This is a genomic window from Paenibacillus sp. JL3B1040, assembly GCF_057063165.1.
On sequence record NZ_CM169317.1, the window covers coordinates 404,486 to 422,381 of the forward strand.

16 protein-coding genes are annotated in these 17,896 nt (G+C 43.7%); 8 read left to right on the plus strand and 8 right to left on the minus strand.

Features of this window, described 5'->3' with window-relative positions; genetic code table 11:
- Nucleotides 1-219: 219 nt before the first annotated feature.
- Together ACZF99_RS01780 and ACZF99_RS01785 are read right to left on the minus strand one after the other, a co-directional pair.
- On the minus strand, nt 220-3,093 hold the full coding sequence (locus ACZF99_RS01780; RefSeq protein WP_483608532.1) for a DEAD/DEAH box helicase: 2,874 nt from the start codon (nt 3,091-3,093) through the stop codon (nt 220-222).
- 739 nt (nt 3,094-3,832) lie between these two features.
- Nucleotides 3,833-4,276 (minus strand): very short patch repair endonuclease, encoded by a 444-nt coding sequence (locus tag ACZF99_RS01785; protein WP_483608534.1) that lies wholly within the window; start codon nt 4,274-4,276, stop codon nt 3,833-3,835.
- 180 nt (nt 4,277-4,456) lie between these two features.
- Between ACZF99_RS01785 and ACZF99_RS01790 the strand changes: the two genes are divergently transcribed.
- Nucleotides 4,457-5,320 carry a hypothetical protein gene (locus ACZF99_RS01790; RefSeq protein WP_483608536.1) on the plus strand — a complete coding sequence of 288 codons (864 nt, stop codon included), beginning with the start codon at nt 4,457-4,459 and terminating at the stop codon, nt 5,318-5,320.
- A gap of 70 nt (nt 5,321-5,390) precedes the next feature.
- Here the strand turns inward: ACZF99_RS01790 and ACZF99_RS01795 are convergent, their stop codons facing one another.
- Nucleotides 5,391-6,488 (minus strand): DNA cytosine methyltransferase, encoded by a 1,098-nt coding sequence (locus tag ACZF99_RS01795; RefSeq protein WP_483608538.1) that lies wholly within the window; start codon nt 6,486-6,488, stop codon nt 5,391-5,393.
- 314 nt (nt 6,489-6,802) lie between these two features.
- On the opposite strand from ACZF99_RS01795, the gene ACZF99_RS01800 reads away from it, so the two are divergent.
- From ACZF99_RS01800 to ACZF99_RS01810, 3 genes are read left to right on the plus strand one after another with little or no spacing between them, the layout of a single operon-like run.
- Nucleotides 6,803-7,426 (plus strand): AAA family ATPase, encoded by a 624-nt coding sequence (locus ACZF99_RS01800; protein WP_483608540.1) that lies wholly within the window; start codon nt 6,803-6,805, stop codon nt 7,424-7,426.
- A gap of 17 nt (nt 7,427-7,443) precedes the next feature.
- Nucleotides 7,444-8,907 (plus strand): IS66 family transposase, encoded by a 1,464-nt coding sequence (gene tnpC, locus ACZF99_RS01805; RefSeq protein WP_483608542.1) that lies wholly within the window; start codon nt 7,444-7,446, stop codon nt 8,905-8,907.
- Between the two features lie 52 nt (nt 8,908-8,959).
- Nucleotides 8,960-10,210 carry an AAA family ATPase gene (locus ACZF99_RS01810; RefSeq protein WP_483608544.1) on the plus strand — a complete coding sequence of 417 codons (1,251 nt, stop codon included), beginning with the start codon at nt 8,960-8,962 and terminating at the stop codon, nt 10,208-10,210.
- A 137-nt stretch (nt 10,211-10,347) separates the two neighbouring features.
- Here ACZF99_RS01810 and ACZF99_RS01815 read toward each other — a convergent pair whose 3' ends face one another.
- Nucleotides 10,348-10,566 carry a helix-turn-helix domain-containing protein gene (locus ACZF99_RS01815; protein ID WP_483608546.1) on the minus strand — a complete coding sequence of 73 codons (219 nt, stop codon included), beginning with the start codon at nt 10,564-10,566 and terminating at the stop codon, nt 10,348-10,350.
- 161 nt (nt 10,567-10,727) lie between these two features.
- Here ACZF99_RS01815 and ACZF99_RS01820 point away from each other — a divergent pair, with 161 nt between their 5' ends.
- Entirely contained in the window at nt 10,728-11,039 is a 312-nt protein-coding gene (locus ACZF99_RS01820) for a DUF6809 family protein (RefSeq protein ID WP_483608548.1), read from the plus strand.
- Nucleotides 11,040-11,204: 165 nt separating this feature from the next.
- On the opposite strand, the gene ACZF99_RS01825 is transcribed toward ACZF99_RS01820, so the two are convergent.
- From ACZF99_RS01825 to ACZF99_RS01840, 4 genes are all read right to left on the minus strand, one after another.
- Entirely contained in the window at nt 11,205-11,999 is a 795-nt protein-coding gene (locus tag ACZF99_RS01825) for an ABC transporter permease (protein ID WP_483608550.1), read from the minus strand.
- Nucleotides 12,000-12,012: 13 nt separating this feature from the next.
- Entirely contained in the window at nt 12,013-12,792 is a 780-nt protein-coding gene (locus ACZF99_RS01830) for an ABC transporter permease (RefSeq protein ID WP_483608552.1), read from the minus strand.
- Entirely contained in the window at nt 12,785-13,147 is a 363-nt protein-coding gene (locus tag ACZF99_RS01835) for a hypothetical protein (protein ID WP_483608554.1), read from the minus strand. The genes ACZF99_RS01830 and ACZF99_RS01835 overlap by 8 nt, the downstream gene beginning before the upstream one ends.
- A gap of 159 nt (nt 13,148-13,306) precedes the next feature.
- Nucleotides 13,307-13,549: an ATP-binding protein gene (locus ACZF99_RS01840; protein ID WP_483608556.1), complete on the minus strand. Its 243-nt coding sequence runs from the start codon at nt 13,547-13,549 to the stop codon at nt 13,307-13,309.
- Nucleotides 13,550-13,781: 232 nt separating this feature from the next.
- Between ACZF99_RS01840 and ACZF99_RS01845 the strand changes: the two genes are divergently transcribed.
- The 3 genes from ACZF99_RS01845 to ACZF99_RS01855 are packed head-to-tail and all read left to right on the plus strand — an operon-like array spanning nt 13,782 to nt 17,859.
- The gene (locus ACZF99_RS01845; protein WP_483608558.1) at nt 13,782-15,053 is read left to right on the plus strand and encodes a diguanylate cyclase domain-containing protein; all 1,272 of its coding nucleotides are present in this window, start codon (nt 13,782-13,784) and stop codon (nt 15,051-15,053) included.
- Between the two features lie 60 nt (nt 15,054-15,113).
- On the plus strand, nt 15,114-17,498 hold the full coding sequence (locus ACZF99_RS01850; RefSeq protein WP_483608560.1) for an MHYT domain-containing protein: 2,385 nt from the start codon (nt 15,114-15,116) through the stop codon (nt 17,496-17,498).
- Nucleotides 17,476-17,859 (plus strand): response regulator, encoded by a 384-nt coding sequence (locus ACZF99_RS01855; RefSeq protein WP_483608562.1) that lies wholly within the window; start codon nt 17,476-17,478, stop codon nt 17,857-17,859. Before ACZF99_RS01850 ends, ACZF99_RS01855 begins: the two co-directional genes overlap by 23 nt.
- The last annotated feature ends 37 nt before the right edge of the window (nt 17,860-17,896 follow it).

A 17,896-nucleotide genomic window follows, 5' to 3' on the forward strand; every position in this document is an offset into this window, starting at 1 on the left:
CACACTAAAGTGATGGTAGCATTGGCCTAAAGTGAATATGATTTTAGGGTAGCTTAACGAGTATATCGACGTGGCAGCTCGTTCGTAGTATTTTACTACATATCATTAGTACTTGCGAGTCTCATCCCAGGTTGAGTCAAGTCATTGACTCAGCCAGATTTACAGCAAGCTATCTATAATTATTCGTTGGAGCAGACGTATTTTTAACCCGATTCCAAATTACAAACTGCCCCATATACCAAGTTCGGTTACACGGCCACTATTTTTAATGTAAAAATTGGTGGCCGCTAGAACCTCCTGATATTTAGGTGGCAAGTCTGTTCCCCTACTAATTGCAGGTTGGACAATAACGATTTTAGAAGTAAAGAGCTTGTTTTGCTTCAGCGATTTTTCGAGTTCCTGATATTGACCTTTTTTCATTTTACAGTGCTTACTTCTTCTACGACTTCTTATTTTGTCAAGCAGGGTTCCCCTTGATTTTAGCCATATAATTGATTTTATTGCTTGCTGTGTAACCTCATAAATATCACCTAAATCTGCATTGAATCTTCTGCCACCCATTGCTTTAACATGGAAGAGTATTGCTTCAAGCTTCTGATCCGTTTCACGAATTGTAATGTAATCGGCAATTTCACCCGTTCCATGGTCATAAAGCATATAATCAAAATTGTCCTGTTCAGTTAATATTTCCTCTAAAACGTCTTGAATTGATCTTTGTCCTGAAGTTGCCTTACCAAATTCACATCGAATGTCTGTTTTGTATTTTGCCCAATCAACACTTTTAATGTTTCCAGAAGAAAAAACAATAGCATCCGGTACACCAGTACTTATTTCATTACCTTCAATTATTGCATCGTCCGTTGTTTTAAAAATTAATGGATAATTATTTAAATATTCGGCCAGTCCCACTCTATTTCTTCCGTCTTTTATAATAATACTAGGTACAGCGCAGTGAAATGTCCCATCTGGCCTGCAAACAATTAACTCCGAAGAGCCGAGAACGCTCACTTCAACTTTGATTTCCATAGCAGAAACGGAAATAATTCTGATTGTTGCATCTGTTAATATAAATTCTGATACTTCTTCCTGACTTTCTATTAGAACGGGGGGAGATGAATATGTCCGATCAGAAAAAAAACAAAAAAACACTGTTTCAGGAAATTGTTTAAGCCTTTGAGGCAAAGGCATTAAATCATAATTAGTGTTTGTTCTTACTTTTATTGATTCATTGGCAATTTTAAGACCATATGAATCACACCATTTTACATACTCTGGAATAAGCAAATACGAGCTGCTCCAAATTTTTGATCCACTGCTATAACCAATAGTAACTGGTCCTGTTTCGGCAACAGCTTTACAAAAAACATGTCCAGCTGAATACATTTTTCCAGTAGCCGGATCAATAGTGGAAGCTACATTAGAACCAGCATAAATTCGATACGACTCTCCAGATTCGGCAAATCTATTTTGCATGCCTGTATTAAACATTTCAAACTCTTGTAATTCGCCTAGAACCCGATGAATTTCATTCCTTGGTATCTTATCGTAATTTGTAGTAAAAGCTTCTGCAATCAGTTGATAATCCATTTCACTTTTCATTTGCGAATAAATAAACAGAAGTGATGTTTCTTTTTGATAATGAACAATAAAAAGGAAATTTTCAACATCCAAAACTTGTTCGGTTTCTGACCACTTTGGTCGATTTTTAATAACCCCTAAGCCTACAACTGTGTTATCTAAAGGATTCCTAAAGATGTTTTCACCTACATTGCAGGTTTTAGGAAAGACTCCATTGAGATTAAACCCTGAGATATGATAGACCTTCGCGTGACAATTCGGTCTTAAACTATGCAAAGAGACTATATCTTCAGATGTGGCAGCACCATCACTTCGAATATATTCTCCAAGATTCCTTTTTACTTCTTCCTCTTTTCGAATTGTCCGTTCACTCATGTCCACTATGATTTCCTGCCAAACGGCATCGCTAGTAAAAAGTTTGTAGTTTTCTATTATCAGTTCATCATCATTCATAGCAATAAACTTAGCCACGCTAATATTATCAGCATTGGTTCTTGCGAATCTTCCAATAAATTGAAGTGTGCTGGCAAGAGATTTATGCGGTGAATGAATAGCTGCAATTTTTAAATTGGGAAAATCAAATCCTTCTCCCAGCATATCAACACAAATGATACCATCAATGCGTTTTTCCTTTAATTCACTAATACAAGACTCAACAGTTCTATAGGACATAGAGCTATCTATACGTTTCAATATTAGTTTTGTCTCGTTCTGATAAAGCTGTTCCAGTTGCTTTGCTTTTTCCCGAGTGTCAGTTCGTACCATCAGATAATGATCATATCCCATTTGTCTATCGTTAAGAAATATGCGTTCTGCTTCTTTAGCTATAAGTTTATCTTTTTCCGGTGCTTCATCAATTGGAATATAACGGACTTCGCCAAAAATTCCATCGCGATACGCCATTGACAATGGATAAGTATATAGAATCTCTCCCTTTAACTCTTTACGATCCATACGAAAAGGAGTAGCTGTAAATAGTAAATGGTTAGAATCCTTCATATTGATAAGGATCTGCTGCCACGTTTGCGCAGGTACATGATGTGCCTCATCTATGAGAACTAAATCAAACTTACCCTTAACATTACTTTCAGATAAAGATAACGCACATTGAGGCGTTGCAATAACCACATCTGAAGCATCAACATCAGAGTGAAGCTCATCAGAATATTTATTTTTAAGTTCATAAACCAGCGGGGGAGTGATCTTTTCTGAAAAAACCGATGCCTTTTTGAGCGTTTTTAGTTCGGCAAAATCTTTAAATATTTGGCCCCGCACCATTACACTGGGAGTAACAATAAGTACTTTCCTACTCATAGTGATGTACGGCGTCATCATTAAAACAGCCGTCTTTCCCGATCCCGTAGGCATAACGATAATACCTGCAGTTTTTTTACGCAGTGTTTTAAAAGAAGCGATAGCATGAATTGCACCTAGTTGAGCATTTCTCAGACCAATCGTGTTATCGGTTGAGATAGGATATCTTAATTCATTATAATTATCTGAGAAATAACTCATTGTATAAGATCTCCTTTGCATAAGAATTTAAGTTGTCTTAGAGTTGCAGATTGATATTAGAAATCATAGGATGCTAGATACTAAATACTAAATACTAAATACTGAATACCCATAAAATCACTTCCTATAGAACTGGTATTCGACAGGAAGGTAGCTATTCCTCCAAATATGAACAAAAAAGGGTATTATCACATATAGTAGATAATCTCCCTTATTTACAAAATTGGCTATTAATCTTTTGGTGAATAAAGCTCATTCCATAACTATTTTATATTCCTAATACGGCCTTTTTCTCGATGCATCAATATTTCTTATTCCTGATTTATAACAACTTCGGTTGCTTAGTTCAATGCCTTTTAGGTTCTCTGCCCATTTACTTGCCAACTACTTTAGTCGGAGGAATATTCCCCAAATCAAGAAATTCGTTGCCAGTTACGTAGAAAAAGTAATTGTATAAAAAGAACACGTCGAACTTATCTTAAAGCTTCATATTCCTGAAAAGCAAAATCCACAACCGGATTCGGTTGTGGATTTAACATATGGAGGCGAACTTACACTTTGAAAACCCTGTAGGTTACGTATACTCTTAATAGTTCTTATTTACACTTTTGGGTGGGAAACTGTGGTTTACTGGTTATCTACTGGGAGCCACGCATCGCTCGAATCTGAACCAATTACCTTGTCCAATTTTTAAAGAGTTTCAGGAATATTATGGTACGATTTTATGCTGGTAGCATTGTTAGCGGCGAAAAGCCTTGTTTTTTTGGCTTTCGGTCGATGCCGTTTTTATGAAATGAAAAATTTGATCAATTGTATTTTCGAAATCACTTTTCAATTGATGTTCCCATATTCTAAGAATATACCAATTGTTTTCTAGATAGTATCGGGTTACTTCTTGATCACGTTCTTTATTTCTTGTTATTTTCTTCTGCCAAAATTCCTTGTTGGATTCCGGAAGTTTACAGTGATGGTTACAAAAATGCCAAAAACAAGAGTCAATAAAAATGACTATATGGTATTTTTTTATTGCAATATCAGGTTTGCCCATTAAGTCAGTAACATTTTTTCTGAAACGAACCCCTTTATTCCAAAGGGCAGAAGAAACCTTTTTTTCCAGTTTGGATTTTGAACGAACGGACTTCATTAAACGGCTTCTTGCATCGGAGGAAATTCTATCAGCCATTGTTACCTCCAAGATAATCAACTTTATTATTAAATATAATAGAATATTTCAAGAGGTTCGACCAATAATTTATTCGAATGTTTTGAGGAACTAGTGAAAATCGAAAATTAGTAGTATTCTTTTATTTGACGAAGTATTTCTTAATCAAAAGTCAAGAAAAAACAGTTGGGGGCTATTTCATTGGAAACTGCAATTGATATTTACAAAAAGATCGGAGCACTATCAAAGACCGACATTTTGAATCCTAAAATAAGTGAATGGTTCATAGAAATTCACAGGATATGCAGCAGAATTCTCCATCCCCTCCCTAGGACACCATTAATTTCTAAAATACCAGATAAAGAATATTTTGTTTTTAAAAAGGAAAAAAGAAATTCAAGGGCTATTAATTCTGCCTTATTTATTGATGATCCAAATGAGGTTGAGAAAATTATTGGATTTATTTTTGGGAATCAACTGGAATTGACTAATTCTGAGGATATTACGAAGGCACTTTATACAATGGCAATTAGTTTCTGCTCAGTTATAGATGTTTCTAAAAGCGGAGATCAGAAAACACCGGGTACATTTTTCGAGTATTTTGTGGCTCATTGGTTTGCATTAATGTTACAAGTACAGCCACAAGTTTCAATTGATGTGTTAAACCTAGATATGAAAACATCTCTTCCGACCGATAGTATATTTGATCTTGGGCCAAATCGTCCTAAAATTCATTTGCCTGTTAAAACATCTACTCGTGAGCGTGTGATTCAGGTATGGGCACATCAACGGGTTTTGGATGGTGTATATGGAACTGGACGTTTCTTGGGAATGCTTGTTTGTTTGGCTGAAACCAAAACGGATAAGACAAAATTAGAGGTTACTGAAATTTGCTTACCGGACCAATGGAGACTCTATCAAATGTTTATCTCTCAAATGTATCGTATCTACTATTTAGATGCTCCAACTAAATATTTGGCATTAAATGGTATCTTTCCGCCTATTAATGTCAAGCAGTTTGGTGATTTCTTTTATGAAATAAAAGCGTTAATGTCAAGGGACTGAAAAAGCTACATAAAAAAGGAAAAGAGCTCCTCATAATGTGAGGGGCTCTTCAAGTTTTCTACGAATATTATTATCCTGTGGGTGCTGCTACTTGCAAGTAGTATGAATTTAATATACCTTCCTCAACTAATAAGCACTTTTTAATCTCATCTCCAATAGCCTTAGCTAAAAGAGGAGGTACAGCATTACCTATTTGATGACGTACTTCATGGCGATTGCCAAAAAATTTATAATTTAACGGAAAACCTTGAAGTAATGCGGCTTCTCTTGGAGTTAGAGGACGATTTTGTAAAGGGTGACCGTATCTACCGCGGGTAAAACTATCAAAACCGCCAGTTATGGTAGGAGCCTGCCCATCCCACTTTAAACGTCCGTAAACATCTGGCCAGCCACCTTTAGAAGTGTCGGCATTTTTATGACATTCTAATCTAAGATCGTATGGGATGTCCCTCCACCCCCCGCCTTGTGGAACATAGGAGAATCTTTCGATATTTCTTTCCGTTACATTAGAACGTTGATGATTCGGAATATTCGGATGCTCCTGTCTATAGTCCTCGGGTGGTTCGGGGAGATTTCCAAGAATCTCTCCTACTGTCTTCCATTTGCTTACTGTCGGTAAAGGGATATGAAAATCGGTTTGAATGCTTTTGTGTTTTCCTACGACTATAAATCGTTCCCTAGTTTGGGCAAGACCGTAATCAGCCGAATTATAGAAGTGTGGGTAAAGAAGGTACTCCTGAAGTTCATTTTTAAGTGCTTCAATAAAATAAGTACCTCTTTTTTGGCCCAACATGGCTACATTCTCAAGAAGAAAAAACTTTGGCTGAATTTCTTTTACCAAACGGATATATTCAAGCACAAGTTTGTTTCGCTCATCATCTCCCAAATGAGCACCGCGTTTTTGTTTTGAAAAGCCTTGGCAAGGTGGTCCTCCCGCAAATAATGCTAGTTCGCCGTGGTTAACCCCCGCTCTTTCCATTAACTCCTGGCCAGTAAGTTTACTTGCGTCTGCAATAAAGCAGTTCTCAGATAGATTTTTCTGATATGTTAATACTGCCGCTTCATTTAGGTCAAAAGCCGCTCCGATTTCAAAACCGGCTTCATGCAATCCAAGTCCAAGTCCACCCGCACCACAAAAAGATTCTATACATTTAAATTTTTGTTGCATTGCCATCCCTCCAAATCATATCGCATAGCTCACACGTTCATAGTAACACAGATCTCATAGTGCGGTTTTAATGCAATGATTGACTTATAAGGATACTACCAAGCATATAAAAAAATCAATAGAAAGTTTAAAATCTTTTACAACTAAAAATAATCTACAATCATATTATAGAACACATGTTCCTATTTGTCAAATTATGCTCAATTTGTTTGATAGCTTCAAACCTAGCTTCCCAAAAAAGTATTTTAATTTGCAGATAATAGAGAGGGAAATAGAGGATATTGTCGAATATCGAGATGTAGGGAGGGATTTCTTTGGATTTATTTGATGAAATCTTTGATTTAATAGATAAGAATACAAAGGCATTTCAAGCGGGGGCATTTGAAAACTTCATTACTTACATAAAATTCCCATTTTTTAAAAATCTCGAATTCGATACTGAGATTAACTTCAGGTTTCCAGTGACTGTATTCGTTGGGGAAAATGGAGCAGGTAAGAGTTCAACATTACAAGCTTTGTATGGTGCTCCTATGGGGAAATCGCCAGGGGATTTCTGGTTTTCTACAAGTGTTGACCCCATTGAGGAATTTGGGGAGGATGGAAAAAGACACTCTTTTTATTATGGTTATTATGATAAAGGAAAACTAAAGGAAGTATTAAAGACAAGAGCAAGACGTAGTAATAACCCTGATTACTGGGAGACCAGCAGACCTTTAAAGAAATACAATATGAAAGAAATGAAAAGGTATTCACCGATCGAAAAAGAAGTTCTATATCTAGATTTTAGATCAGAATTAAGTGCATTTGACCAATATTTCTACTTCGGTGAACTAAAGGAATATTGTTACTACTTAGGTCTCCTCCTATCGCGAGGAGATTTTTTTTTTGTCTCAAGCAGTAATTCCCATGCAAACGTCGAATGTAATATTATCCATTGAATCATGAGGTGAGCCGTATGAAGCTGACGAAACAACAGGTCAATACTATTTGTAAAGGCGATCAGGAGATTGCCAGTTACTTTCATGCGCTGCTGGATCAAAATGAGAAGCTCACCCAAATCGTAGAGAAGCAAGCCAAACGCATTCAACAATTGGAGAAGCGAGTTCAGGAACTGGAGCGCCAACTCGGCCAGAATAGTCAGAACAGCAGCAAACCGCCTTCGAGTGACGGATTCCGTAAACCAACCAATTTACGCCAACCAGGAGGGAAAAAAGGCGCTCCTCAAGGTCACGAAGGTCATACGCTGCATGTGGTTACGAACCCGGATTATGTCATGGTTCATCCGCTTGAAACCTGTTCCAGCTGCGGTTTTTCCTTGAAACAGGTACCCGCACAAGAGCTAGAGAAGCGACAAGTCTTTGACTTACCTGCCCCTCGCATGGTCATCACCGAACATCAGGCTGAAAAGAAATGTTGCCCGCAATGCTGCGTCCAACAGACCGCTTCCTTTCCTTCTCATGTTCGAGCGCCTGTGCAATACGGAAGAGAAATGGCAGCATGGACGGCTTATCTTCATGCCTATCAATTGTTGCCGCTTGAGCGTATTGGACAGCTCTATGCCGATCTCACGGGATACCGCCCGAGCGAGGCCACCTTACTTGCTCAACTGGAAGAGATGACAAGTCGTCTTCAGCCGCTAGAGCGAACCATTCGCGAGCAGCTGTTAGCCAGCCCCGTGGTACACGCCGATGAAACGGGATTTCGCGTCAACGGAAAAGGGTACTGGATGCATACCTTGTGTAACCAAGAGTGGACACTCTTGTTCGCCCATCCCAGCCGCGGAAGCAAAGGAATGGATGCCATGAATGTATTACCCCACTATAAGGGGAATCTCGTTCATGACTGCTACGCCTCTTACTTTAAAGACCAGTATGCTTTCCGTCATGTGCTTTGCAATGCGCACCTGCTGCGGGATTGTAAAGAAATTGCCCAGTACGATAACCATCAATGGGCAACCGATATGACGACGCTGTTGCAAGAGAGTTGGAAAGCTGCACGCATAGCTCGCAGCCTTCAACAGCCTCTATCTGATGCGGTGGTCCAAGCATTCAGATCCCGTTATGATGATATTCTGCAGCGAGGTCGTGAAGAATGGGCGAAAGATGCCGTGCCCGAGAAAACGGGACCTCGCGGAAGAAAATCCAAGAGCAAAGCAGCCAATCTAGGTGGGAGGTTTCTGGCGTACAAAGACGCCGTACTCGCCTTTCTTTGTGATGCCCGAATTCCTTTTGACAACAACCAAGCGGAGCGAGATATCCGTATGGTGAAAGTCAAAACGAAGATATCTGGCGGATTCCGCACTTCGCAAGGTGCGGAGCAATTCGCTCGCATCCGCGGCGTCATCTCCACGTTTCGCAAAAAACAACTCCCCATCTTAAACTCCCTGATTTCTGCACTTCAAGGTCAATTCAGTTTCTAACAGCACCTAAGTAGTAACGGAATATTTAGCTTCCAAAACCAAACAAGATTACTTGAGAAATCAGTCTCAAAAGTTAAAAAAAGTTATTGATTTTAATAAAAAATATCAAATTGGAAATAAAGAACAAAATAAACAAATAGTCAATTTATCAAACGAAGAAATTGAATTAATATCGTATATATTGGGTAAAAAATATAAATCCGGGAAGATTATAAGACACAAGCTGTTTGGAAGTTGGGGAACATCTGTTGTTCTTGAAAAGGAAGATATAAGGTATTCCGAAGCACATGCAGGAAGTGGAGAAATTGCAGTTGTAAAGTTAGTTCACGAATTGCTTAATGCCTCACCTGGGAGTCTGATCCTACTTGACGAGCCAGAGGTATCTCTTCACCCAGGGGCTCAAAAGCGCCTAAAAGTATTACTGCTTAAGATAGCACTAGGGAAAAAACATCAAATAATAATTTCAACACATTCGTCAAATTTTGTGGAGCACTTACCTAAAGAGGCAGTAAAATTATTTTATCAGGACATAACGAACAATAAAATTAGAGTGTTAGATGAATGCTGGTATAATGAGGCTTTTTATAGGCTAGGTGATTCACATTCATTAAATTTTCGTATTCAAGTAGAGGATCGTCTTGCTAAAAAAATTATTGACAGAGTAATTGAGTCAATTGGGCATGATAAATTTGGAAATATAGATGTTTTTTTTGCGCCGGGTGGTGCAAGTGTAATAAAGACCAGCCATATAAAAATTTATTCAAATGAACAACCAACAAGGCATTTTGTTATTTTGGATGGGGACCAAAAACCAAGCGCGGCTGTCCAAAGAGTAGCCAATCTTCCTTTGAAAGACGCAAAGAATCCGAAAATTTATGAAAAAATAATAAATGATATTACGGGGTGCAAAATTAATTTTGACACCGATGGAAATTCAGAGGAAGGTAGACGAATTGACCAGCTAGTGGATCTGCAACAAAAATACATAAACTATTACAATAACAATGTGTATTATTTACCATTAATGACTCCTGACGATATTATTTGGGATGAGAAATGTGTACTAAATTTTATTAAGAATAAAGATTCTTGGAGGGAGAGTATAAAAGGAAAGAGTGCAAAGAAAAAAATATATGAAACCTCCAAGTTTATATTTGGTCAGTATAATCCAGATGCTCTTGAGGATATTTTGATAAATGTTTGGATTGATAAAGAATCGCGAGAAAAGGAGGGGATTCATAAGATACTGGATAACATATTATTTGCAATTAACAATCCCAATGTACAGATTACGGCGATATAAATACAATTAGTTTCGTTTTAATGCCAAAATACGAAATTGGTAATTGAAAAGTATATACGTAAATACCACTTTGCAAAATGCTAGCTTAACAATCAAATCAATCTTTCTTAGGAAACCACTCAGTGAGGAGTGGTTTCCTAATTCTCTTCCACCAACTCAACAATCTCCCGAATATCACTGATATCCAACGCCTCAGCAATCCGTTCAATATGACTAAAACTGATACTTTCCCGTTTACCGTTAGCAAGTTCACTTAGTGCCGCGTGACGAACATCAGCTAATCTCGATAACTCTCGCAAAGAAATGTTACGCTTTTTGGTCAGCTCCTTGATTTTAACGACAACTTTTTTCGCCATCTCACTCACCTCTATTCGCATCATCTTTCGCTTGACTATACGTAAAAGCGTACCGTATAATAATTTTGTGAGTGGTACGTAAATACGTAATAAAAACAAATTTAATCTACTTACATAGGGACATGGGTACTGCTCACCGATTGAAAAAAGGAGGAATTCCCATGCCAACTCTGTTAGAATCCCTATACTACGGCCACCTGGCTCCCGAGGAGCAGGTGGTGCCCAGAGATCCGGAATATCGTCAGTTGAGCAGGGAAATATCCGAAGCAATGAAGGCTTGGAAGGAGAAACTGTCCAGCGAGGAGTTTACCGAGCTCGAATTCCTTATTGACTTACAGCAGAAGATTCAGGGGATGGAGTTGACGGCGTCGTTTACGTATGGGTTTAAGCTGGGGGCGGCGCTGATGATTGAGGTTCACTCCGGGTACGGGGCGGAGGGGCAACTGCTAAGTCAACGGGCGGATGAAGGATGAAAAGAATGTATAAGTATAGCCTGTATAAGCATAGCCGGTCCCTATCCTGCTTGGTATAGAGCACGCATGGAATAGAGCAGGCGGCCATCTGCTAACCTCTAATATACCCGGAAGGCATAATAGCCCGCCGGTATTTTTATAGGGTATTTTCCTGCTTACTCTGGCTTATCTGCGCGATGTTTGCTTCTTTTTCTTTCCATCCGATGTCTGCCCCTTCTTCCTTTCCGTCCTTCTCGCCTCCTTCATCCGATCTCCCATTCCCGCAATCAACAACACCGATACAATCACCATAATCAACAATGTGATTACGCAAGCAGCCACATTATAGTCGGAACCGCCCTCGGCTTGATAATGAATCAAGCCCAAGCCTGCGGTAATCGGGGAAAGATCGCCCAGGCCGTGGCCTCCGGCGAAGATTCCGATAAATCCGTAGAAAAAGGCAAAGCCCACGCCGGCCATAAAGCCGTTCGGGTTGCGGCTGGTTAACACGATGATGGGGAGGACGGCCAGGTAAATGCATAAATTCATCACCATCATTTGCATCAAGGATTTGACCATCACCGCCGCGCTGCCTGTTTGGAAGCCGCTGATCAGCACGACGGTAAGCGAAAGTACAAAGGTCACCACGGCCAAAAATAGGGCGAGCAGTCCGGCGGTGATGAGCTTTCCGGCCAACAACCGCCGGAAGGAGAGCGGAATGGTGAGGATGTTTTTTAGCGTGTCTTCCGTGTATTCACGGCTGATCATATATCCGGCGATTAAGGTAATCGTGGCAGGGAAGAGCAAGCTGAAATTGTTCCAGATCACGGTATTGGAGAAGTTCTCCAAGTTGCGTGCTGCTCCGTCTTCCGCCGTGGCCATGAATCGGGTTAAGAGGACAACCAGCAGCGCTCCGGCAAAGCCAACCCAAACGATCGAATACCGTTTTAGTTTGATGATTTCGGTTTTTATGATTTTCACCATGGTCCCCACCTTAATCCTCCCGCTTATTGTAGATTCGCACAATGGCCATATAAGAAATCAAAGCGATGATCGCAATAATGATAATGACCTGCGATAATGGCAAAATTTTCGGTTCAATGATCGCGTAGAACGAATCGGCCGGCGATGTAAAAAAGCCCAATAACCAGCGGTATATAATCGGCGTCGGCAAAATACTCGTCAGCAATTTCATCATCGGCGTATCATATTGCAGGCCTACAAAGGCCATGGAAAAGTTAAGAATGGTGTAGAAAAAAGCCAGGATAATCGAAAAAATATAGCTGCGGTTAAAATAGACAATCGCGATGACCACCGGCAAGGTTCCGGCCGTGAGCAGCATGCCGTCGGCCGCGCTAATGCAGAGCTTCGCAAACACGCCCTGGATATATCCGACAAAGGCTCCGCCAAGCATGGAAGCGGCCACGGAGGCCAGCGAGAAAATCAGCCCAAGCATAAACAACACAATGATCTTCGCCGTAACCATCCGTGTGGCCGAAACCGGAATTGTCCGGAGATTTTTGAGCGTATCATTGTCGCGTTCCATAAAAAACAGCATGGAAGCCACGATTCCCAAAATACTGGGCAATAGCAGCGCCTGTCCATAACTCACGATCATCCCAAACAGTTTATCGTAGACATTAAGGCCTCCGAAACCTCCATTCATCGCCAGCATCGTTAAGGGAATGGGAAAAAGAAACGCGGCAACAATCACCAAGAGGATGAATTTTTTACGCTTCAGTTTCGTGAATTCGCATCTAACGAGTTTAAGCAATCCCCACGCCCCCTGTGATCTTTTTGAAATAATCCTCGAGCGTATCTTCACAGGTATGCGCTTCCGAGACGTCGATTCCGTTTTCGATAAACAGGCGGGTAATCGCCGAAACGGGCAATTTCATGTCATGCATGCGCAGGCTTTGCTGGTCTTCAATATAGAAGTTGAACATGTTCAAGTGCTTCTTCAACAGGCGCGCCGCCCTGGCCGTATCCGAAACGATAAAGTGAACATACTTGCTGTTTTTATTTTCCAGTTCCTTGAGACTTAGCTTCTCCAAAAGAACGCCGTGGTCAATAATGCCGATGTCATCGGCCAGCAGAGCGATTTCGGATAAAATATGGCTGGAAATCAAAATGGTTTTTCCTCGTTCCGTACAAAGCGCGCGAATAAAACTTCTGACCTCGGCAATACCGATCGGATCCCGCCTGTAACTTGAACCGCGGTTCGCTCAAACGGCGTGCTTTCCACGCGAATGGTGCCGCTTATCTTTTCGGTAAGCTGCTGTCTTTTTTCATCGGTCTTTATCGCATTTATACAATCGCTGAAAAATATGCGGCAAATCCTCGTTGGAAATCCCGATGCCATTATCCATAACCGATATCACGATACGGTGATCCTCCATTGAAACGCTGACTGTAATCGCTGTCGCATGGCTATGCGCAAGGACGTTCTGAATCAGACCAAGCGCCGTGATCTTATGCTCCTCAAGTGGACCTATGGTCTGTTCGGCGCCGGGAACGGCATAAGTTTTCACCTGATAGAATACATCAACGCTTTCTTCAAAAACCGTGCTGTACGTGAGTCTGGTCTTGTCCAGAATGTGTCGAGTTTTGTCGTTTATAATTAAGAAATTAAAAATTAAACTTTATACATGAAATAGATTTTGAGGAAACGTAGTTGGGGGGCCCGTTAGGCTACGAATCGACGAAGCATCCGCACTAGCGCAGGTAAAGCCCATCGAAAAACAGAAGGTTCGGGTGGTGACTATGTATAACAACTTCAACGGTGGATTCATCAATCCAGATGCTTTGGATGCTTTGATCGAACCGGCTGTCGTCATAGACGGGCTGGGCGAGATCGCGGCGGTCAACCGATCCTGGCTTGCGGCCCCGGTTCATGGGGGAGAGAGCTTGCCGACATATCCGGGGGTCAAAATACCGGTTCTATTCGAGGACCATCCCGCCTTGATGGCGGGTATTGAGCAGGTGCTTGCCGGCCGGCTTCCGCTTTACCGATATGAATGGAGCGGAGAAGCGAGCGGCGGGAAGTTCATTTACGAGGTTAGAGTGACTCCGCTTCGCGCGCCGGCGTCCGCTATCACGGGGGCGCTTTTGATCTTTTTTGAGCTAACGGAGCAACGGGAACGGACGGAGATATTGGCTACCGAGTCGGAACGGTACCGGTTAATCGTGAATCATTCCAAGGACATGATCAAGGTGGTGGATATTCGCGGGAAAGTGGAATACGCCTCCCCCTCTCACCGCAGTGTACTTGGTTATGACCAGGTAACGGATATTTTTAACTATATTCATCCGGAGGATGCCGGCCGCTTTCGCGATATGTGCCAGGAAATCCGGGAAACGAAAAAGTCCAGGGTGCGGGAGTTTCGAAAACAGCATAACGACGGCCATTGGGTCTGGGTAGAGACGATCGGGTCCCCGGTGTTATCGGCGGGAGGCTCCGTCAAGAGCATTCTGATTATCTCCAGGGATATCAGCGAGCGCAAAAAGCTGCAGCACGAGCTGGAACAAATGGCTTATCACGACCATCTGACCGGATTGTACAATCGCCGAAAAATGAAAGGGATCATGGAGGAAGCGCTCCGCCATTGCCAAAGCCGCAACGACCGGTTTGCGCTGTTGATCATGGACCTGGATCATTTCAAGAAAATCAACGATACCTACGGTCATGATGGCGGCGACCTGGTTCTGCAGCAATTTGCCAGCCGCCTGCTGGCCTGCAAAACGGACAAGGATGTGGTGGGACGTTTAAGCGGGGACGAGTTCTCGGTGGTCCTAAAAGGCATCAAGGGCAAAGAGGAGGTCGACGCCTTTATCGCCCGTTTTCATCAGGCTTTGGAGGAACCGTACCTTATTCCGGAGGCGAACGGCGGCATTTACGTCCGTTCCAGCGTGGGATTCGCACTTTATCCGGACCACGGCTCGACCGTATCGCTGTTGTTCAAGCATGCCGATCTGGCTCTTTATCGGGAAAAAAGCAAACGGGTCGGCTGGTTTCGCCGGCTGTTCAGAATTTAACGGGGGTCCTGGCGGCGGGAGGCCTCGTCTATTTAACACGTTTACGGAGGGAGAGAAATTATGGATCATCAGCATATCCATGGCACTTACGACATGCTGTTGGTTGTGTTCTCGTATTTGGTGGCGGTCGCCGCTTCATACAATGTTCTGGATCTGGTCGGGAAAATCAGCGGCACCGCGGGGAGGAGACGCTGGTCGTGGCTCGCGTACGGCGCCGTGTCCATGGGGATGGGGATCTGGTCGATGCATTTTGTCGGCATGCTGGCCTTTATGCTTCCGGAGCCCGTAGCCTATCGTTTGAATTACATTTTGCTATCGGTCCTGGCCGCCGTTATCGCTTCATTTATGGCTTTGCATATCGTCAGCCGCGCCGAACTGAATTGGCGCCGCCTCCTTACGGGCGGATTGCTGTTGGCCCTGGGCATCTCCACGATGCACTACATCGGAATGGCCGCCATGCAAATCCGCATTGTTTACGACCCGCTGCCGGTCGCATTATCCGTGCTTATCGCTTTTATTGCCTCTTTTGCGGCATTGTGGCTGTCCCTCTATTTTCAAAACGAGAAGCAACACGGGCAATTTTGGAAAAAACTCGGCAGCGGCTTGATCATGGGCGTCGCCGTCATCGGCATGCACTATACCGGCATGTATGCGGCGCATTTCTATGCCGACCCGAATATAAGCTCCTCGGGAATCCTGCTCGAGCCGAAGTGGCTGGCTTATGTCATAACGGGCGGAACTTTGTTTACGTTAGGGTTCTCCATGTTCGGGATCTATATCTCCAAACGGCTGTCGTTGAAGGATTCGGAGATCGAAGCCAAGACGGCGGAAATTTACGCGATGAATCGGGAGCTCCGGGAATTGAACGAGAATTTGGAGGAGCTCGTGCGGGAACGGACGGCGCAGCTTGAGCGTGCGCGCGACGAGGCGATCCGGGCGAATCAGACCAAAAGCCAGTTTCTGGCCAACATGAGCTATGAGCTGCGGACACCGCTGAACGCCATCATCGGTTACAGCGAAATGCTGGCCGAGGAAACGGAAGAAATGGGTTTGCAGGAATTTACCGAGGATCTGAGAAAAATCAGAAAATCCGGCAAACATTTGCTAACCCTGATTAATGATATCCTGGACATCTCCAAGATCGAATCCGGGAAGATGGAGCTATACTACGAAACCATCGAGTTGAAGGCGTTGCTGCAGGAAGTGCTGCTAACCATCAGGCCACTGGCCGAAGGAAACGGCAACCAACTGGAGATCCGATTGACGGAGGGCATCATCCTAACGGATGTGACGAAGCTAAGACAGGTTCTGCTGAACTTGCTCAGCAATGCCGTCAAATTCACCAAGGACGGAACGGTGGCGTTGGAGGTGGCGGGAATGCGGCGCAACGGCCGGGACGGATATCAATTTACCATCCGGGATACCGGGATCGGGATGACGCCGGAACAATCGGAGAAATTGTTTCAGCCCTTCGTGCAGGCCGATTCCTCAACGACGCGCAAATACGGCGGAACCGGACTGGGGTTGGCGATCAGCCAGCGGTTCTGCCATATGCTGGGCGGCGAGATTTCCGTCGCCAGCAAGCCCGGAGCAGGCAGCACGTTTGATTTTTGGCTGCCGTTGAACGGCCGGGAAGATATGAAGACCGAGCCGGATGCTGCCTATTCCATACCTTCTTCCCCGCAGTCCGAGCGGACGGATATCCTGCTGATCGACGACGATCGGGAGGGGCACGAGCTGCTGCGGAGATATCTCGCCAGGGAGAATTGGTCCCTGGCCTGCGCAACCAGCGGCGAAGAGGGCATGGAACTGGCTCGCAAACTCCGCCCCAAACTGATCTGTCTGGACATTCTTATGCCGGGGATGGACGGCTGGAGCGTTTTAACGGCCATCAAGAGCGACCCGGAACTGAAAGATATCCCCGTGATTATCCATACGGTGACGGACAACCCCAATCTAGGATATGCCCTCGGCGCTTCCGAATACTTGATCAAGCCGGTCTCCCGCGAGCGCGTCGTTGAAGTCATGGACAAATATATCACCAAGCAGAATCATACCGTGCTGATCATTGAGGACGATACGACGGCGTCCGAAATGATGTCCAAAATGCTGCGGAAAGAAGGTTACGATATCGCGGTGGCGTACAACGGCCATCAAGCGCTGCGGCACATGAAGGCGAGATTGCCGGGGCTGATCCTGCTGGATTTGATGATGCCCGAAATGGACGGTTTTCAATTCGTGGACGAGGTCCGCAAAAACACCGCCTACTTGTCTATTCCCATCGTAGTGGTGTCGGCGAAGACGCTCACCTCCGAGGAACGTTTGAAACTGGCGGGTTATGTCAAACAGATCGTTCAGAAAGGCTCATACGATCATAAACGGCTGCTTGCCGAAATCCGCCGATTGATGGGAGGGGATCCGATTGACTACCATTTTGCTCGTTGAGGACCACGAGATGAACCGCGACATGCTATCGCGGAGATTAACCCGCAAAGGCTTCCGCATCCTGACCGCCGAAGACGGCAGGAGCGGCGTCGATCTGGCCAGGAAGGAGCTGCCCGATCTCATCTTGATGGACTTAAGCTTGCCGGTGATGGACGGCTGGGAGGCCACGCGTCGGCTGAAGCGGGCGGATGAAACGCGCGCCATCCCCGTGATCGCGCTGACAGCCCACGCGATGGCGGCCGACCGGGCGCAGGCTTATGAGGCCGGGTGTGATGATGTGGACACCAAACCGGTGGAATTGGACAGACTGCTCGGGAAAATTAACGCTGCGTTGAACCCGTCAAATCGGCGGTACAGTTAATGGCTCTAGCGCAAATCCGAGACGCCGCCGAAAGGGC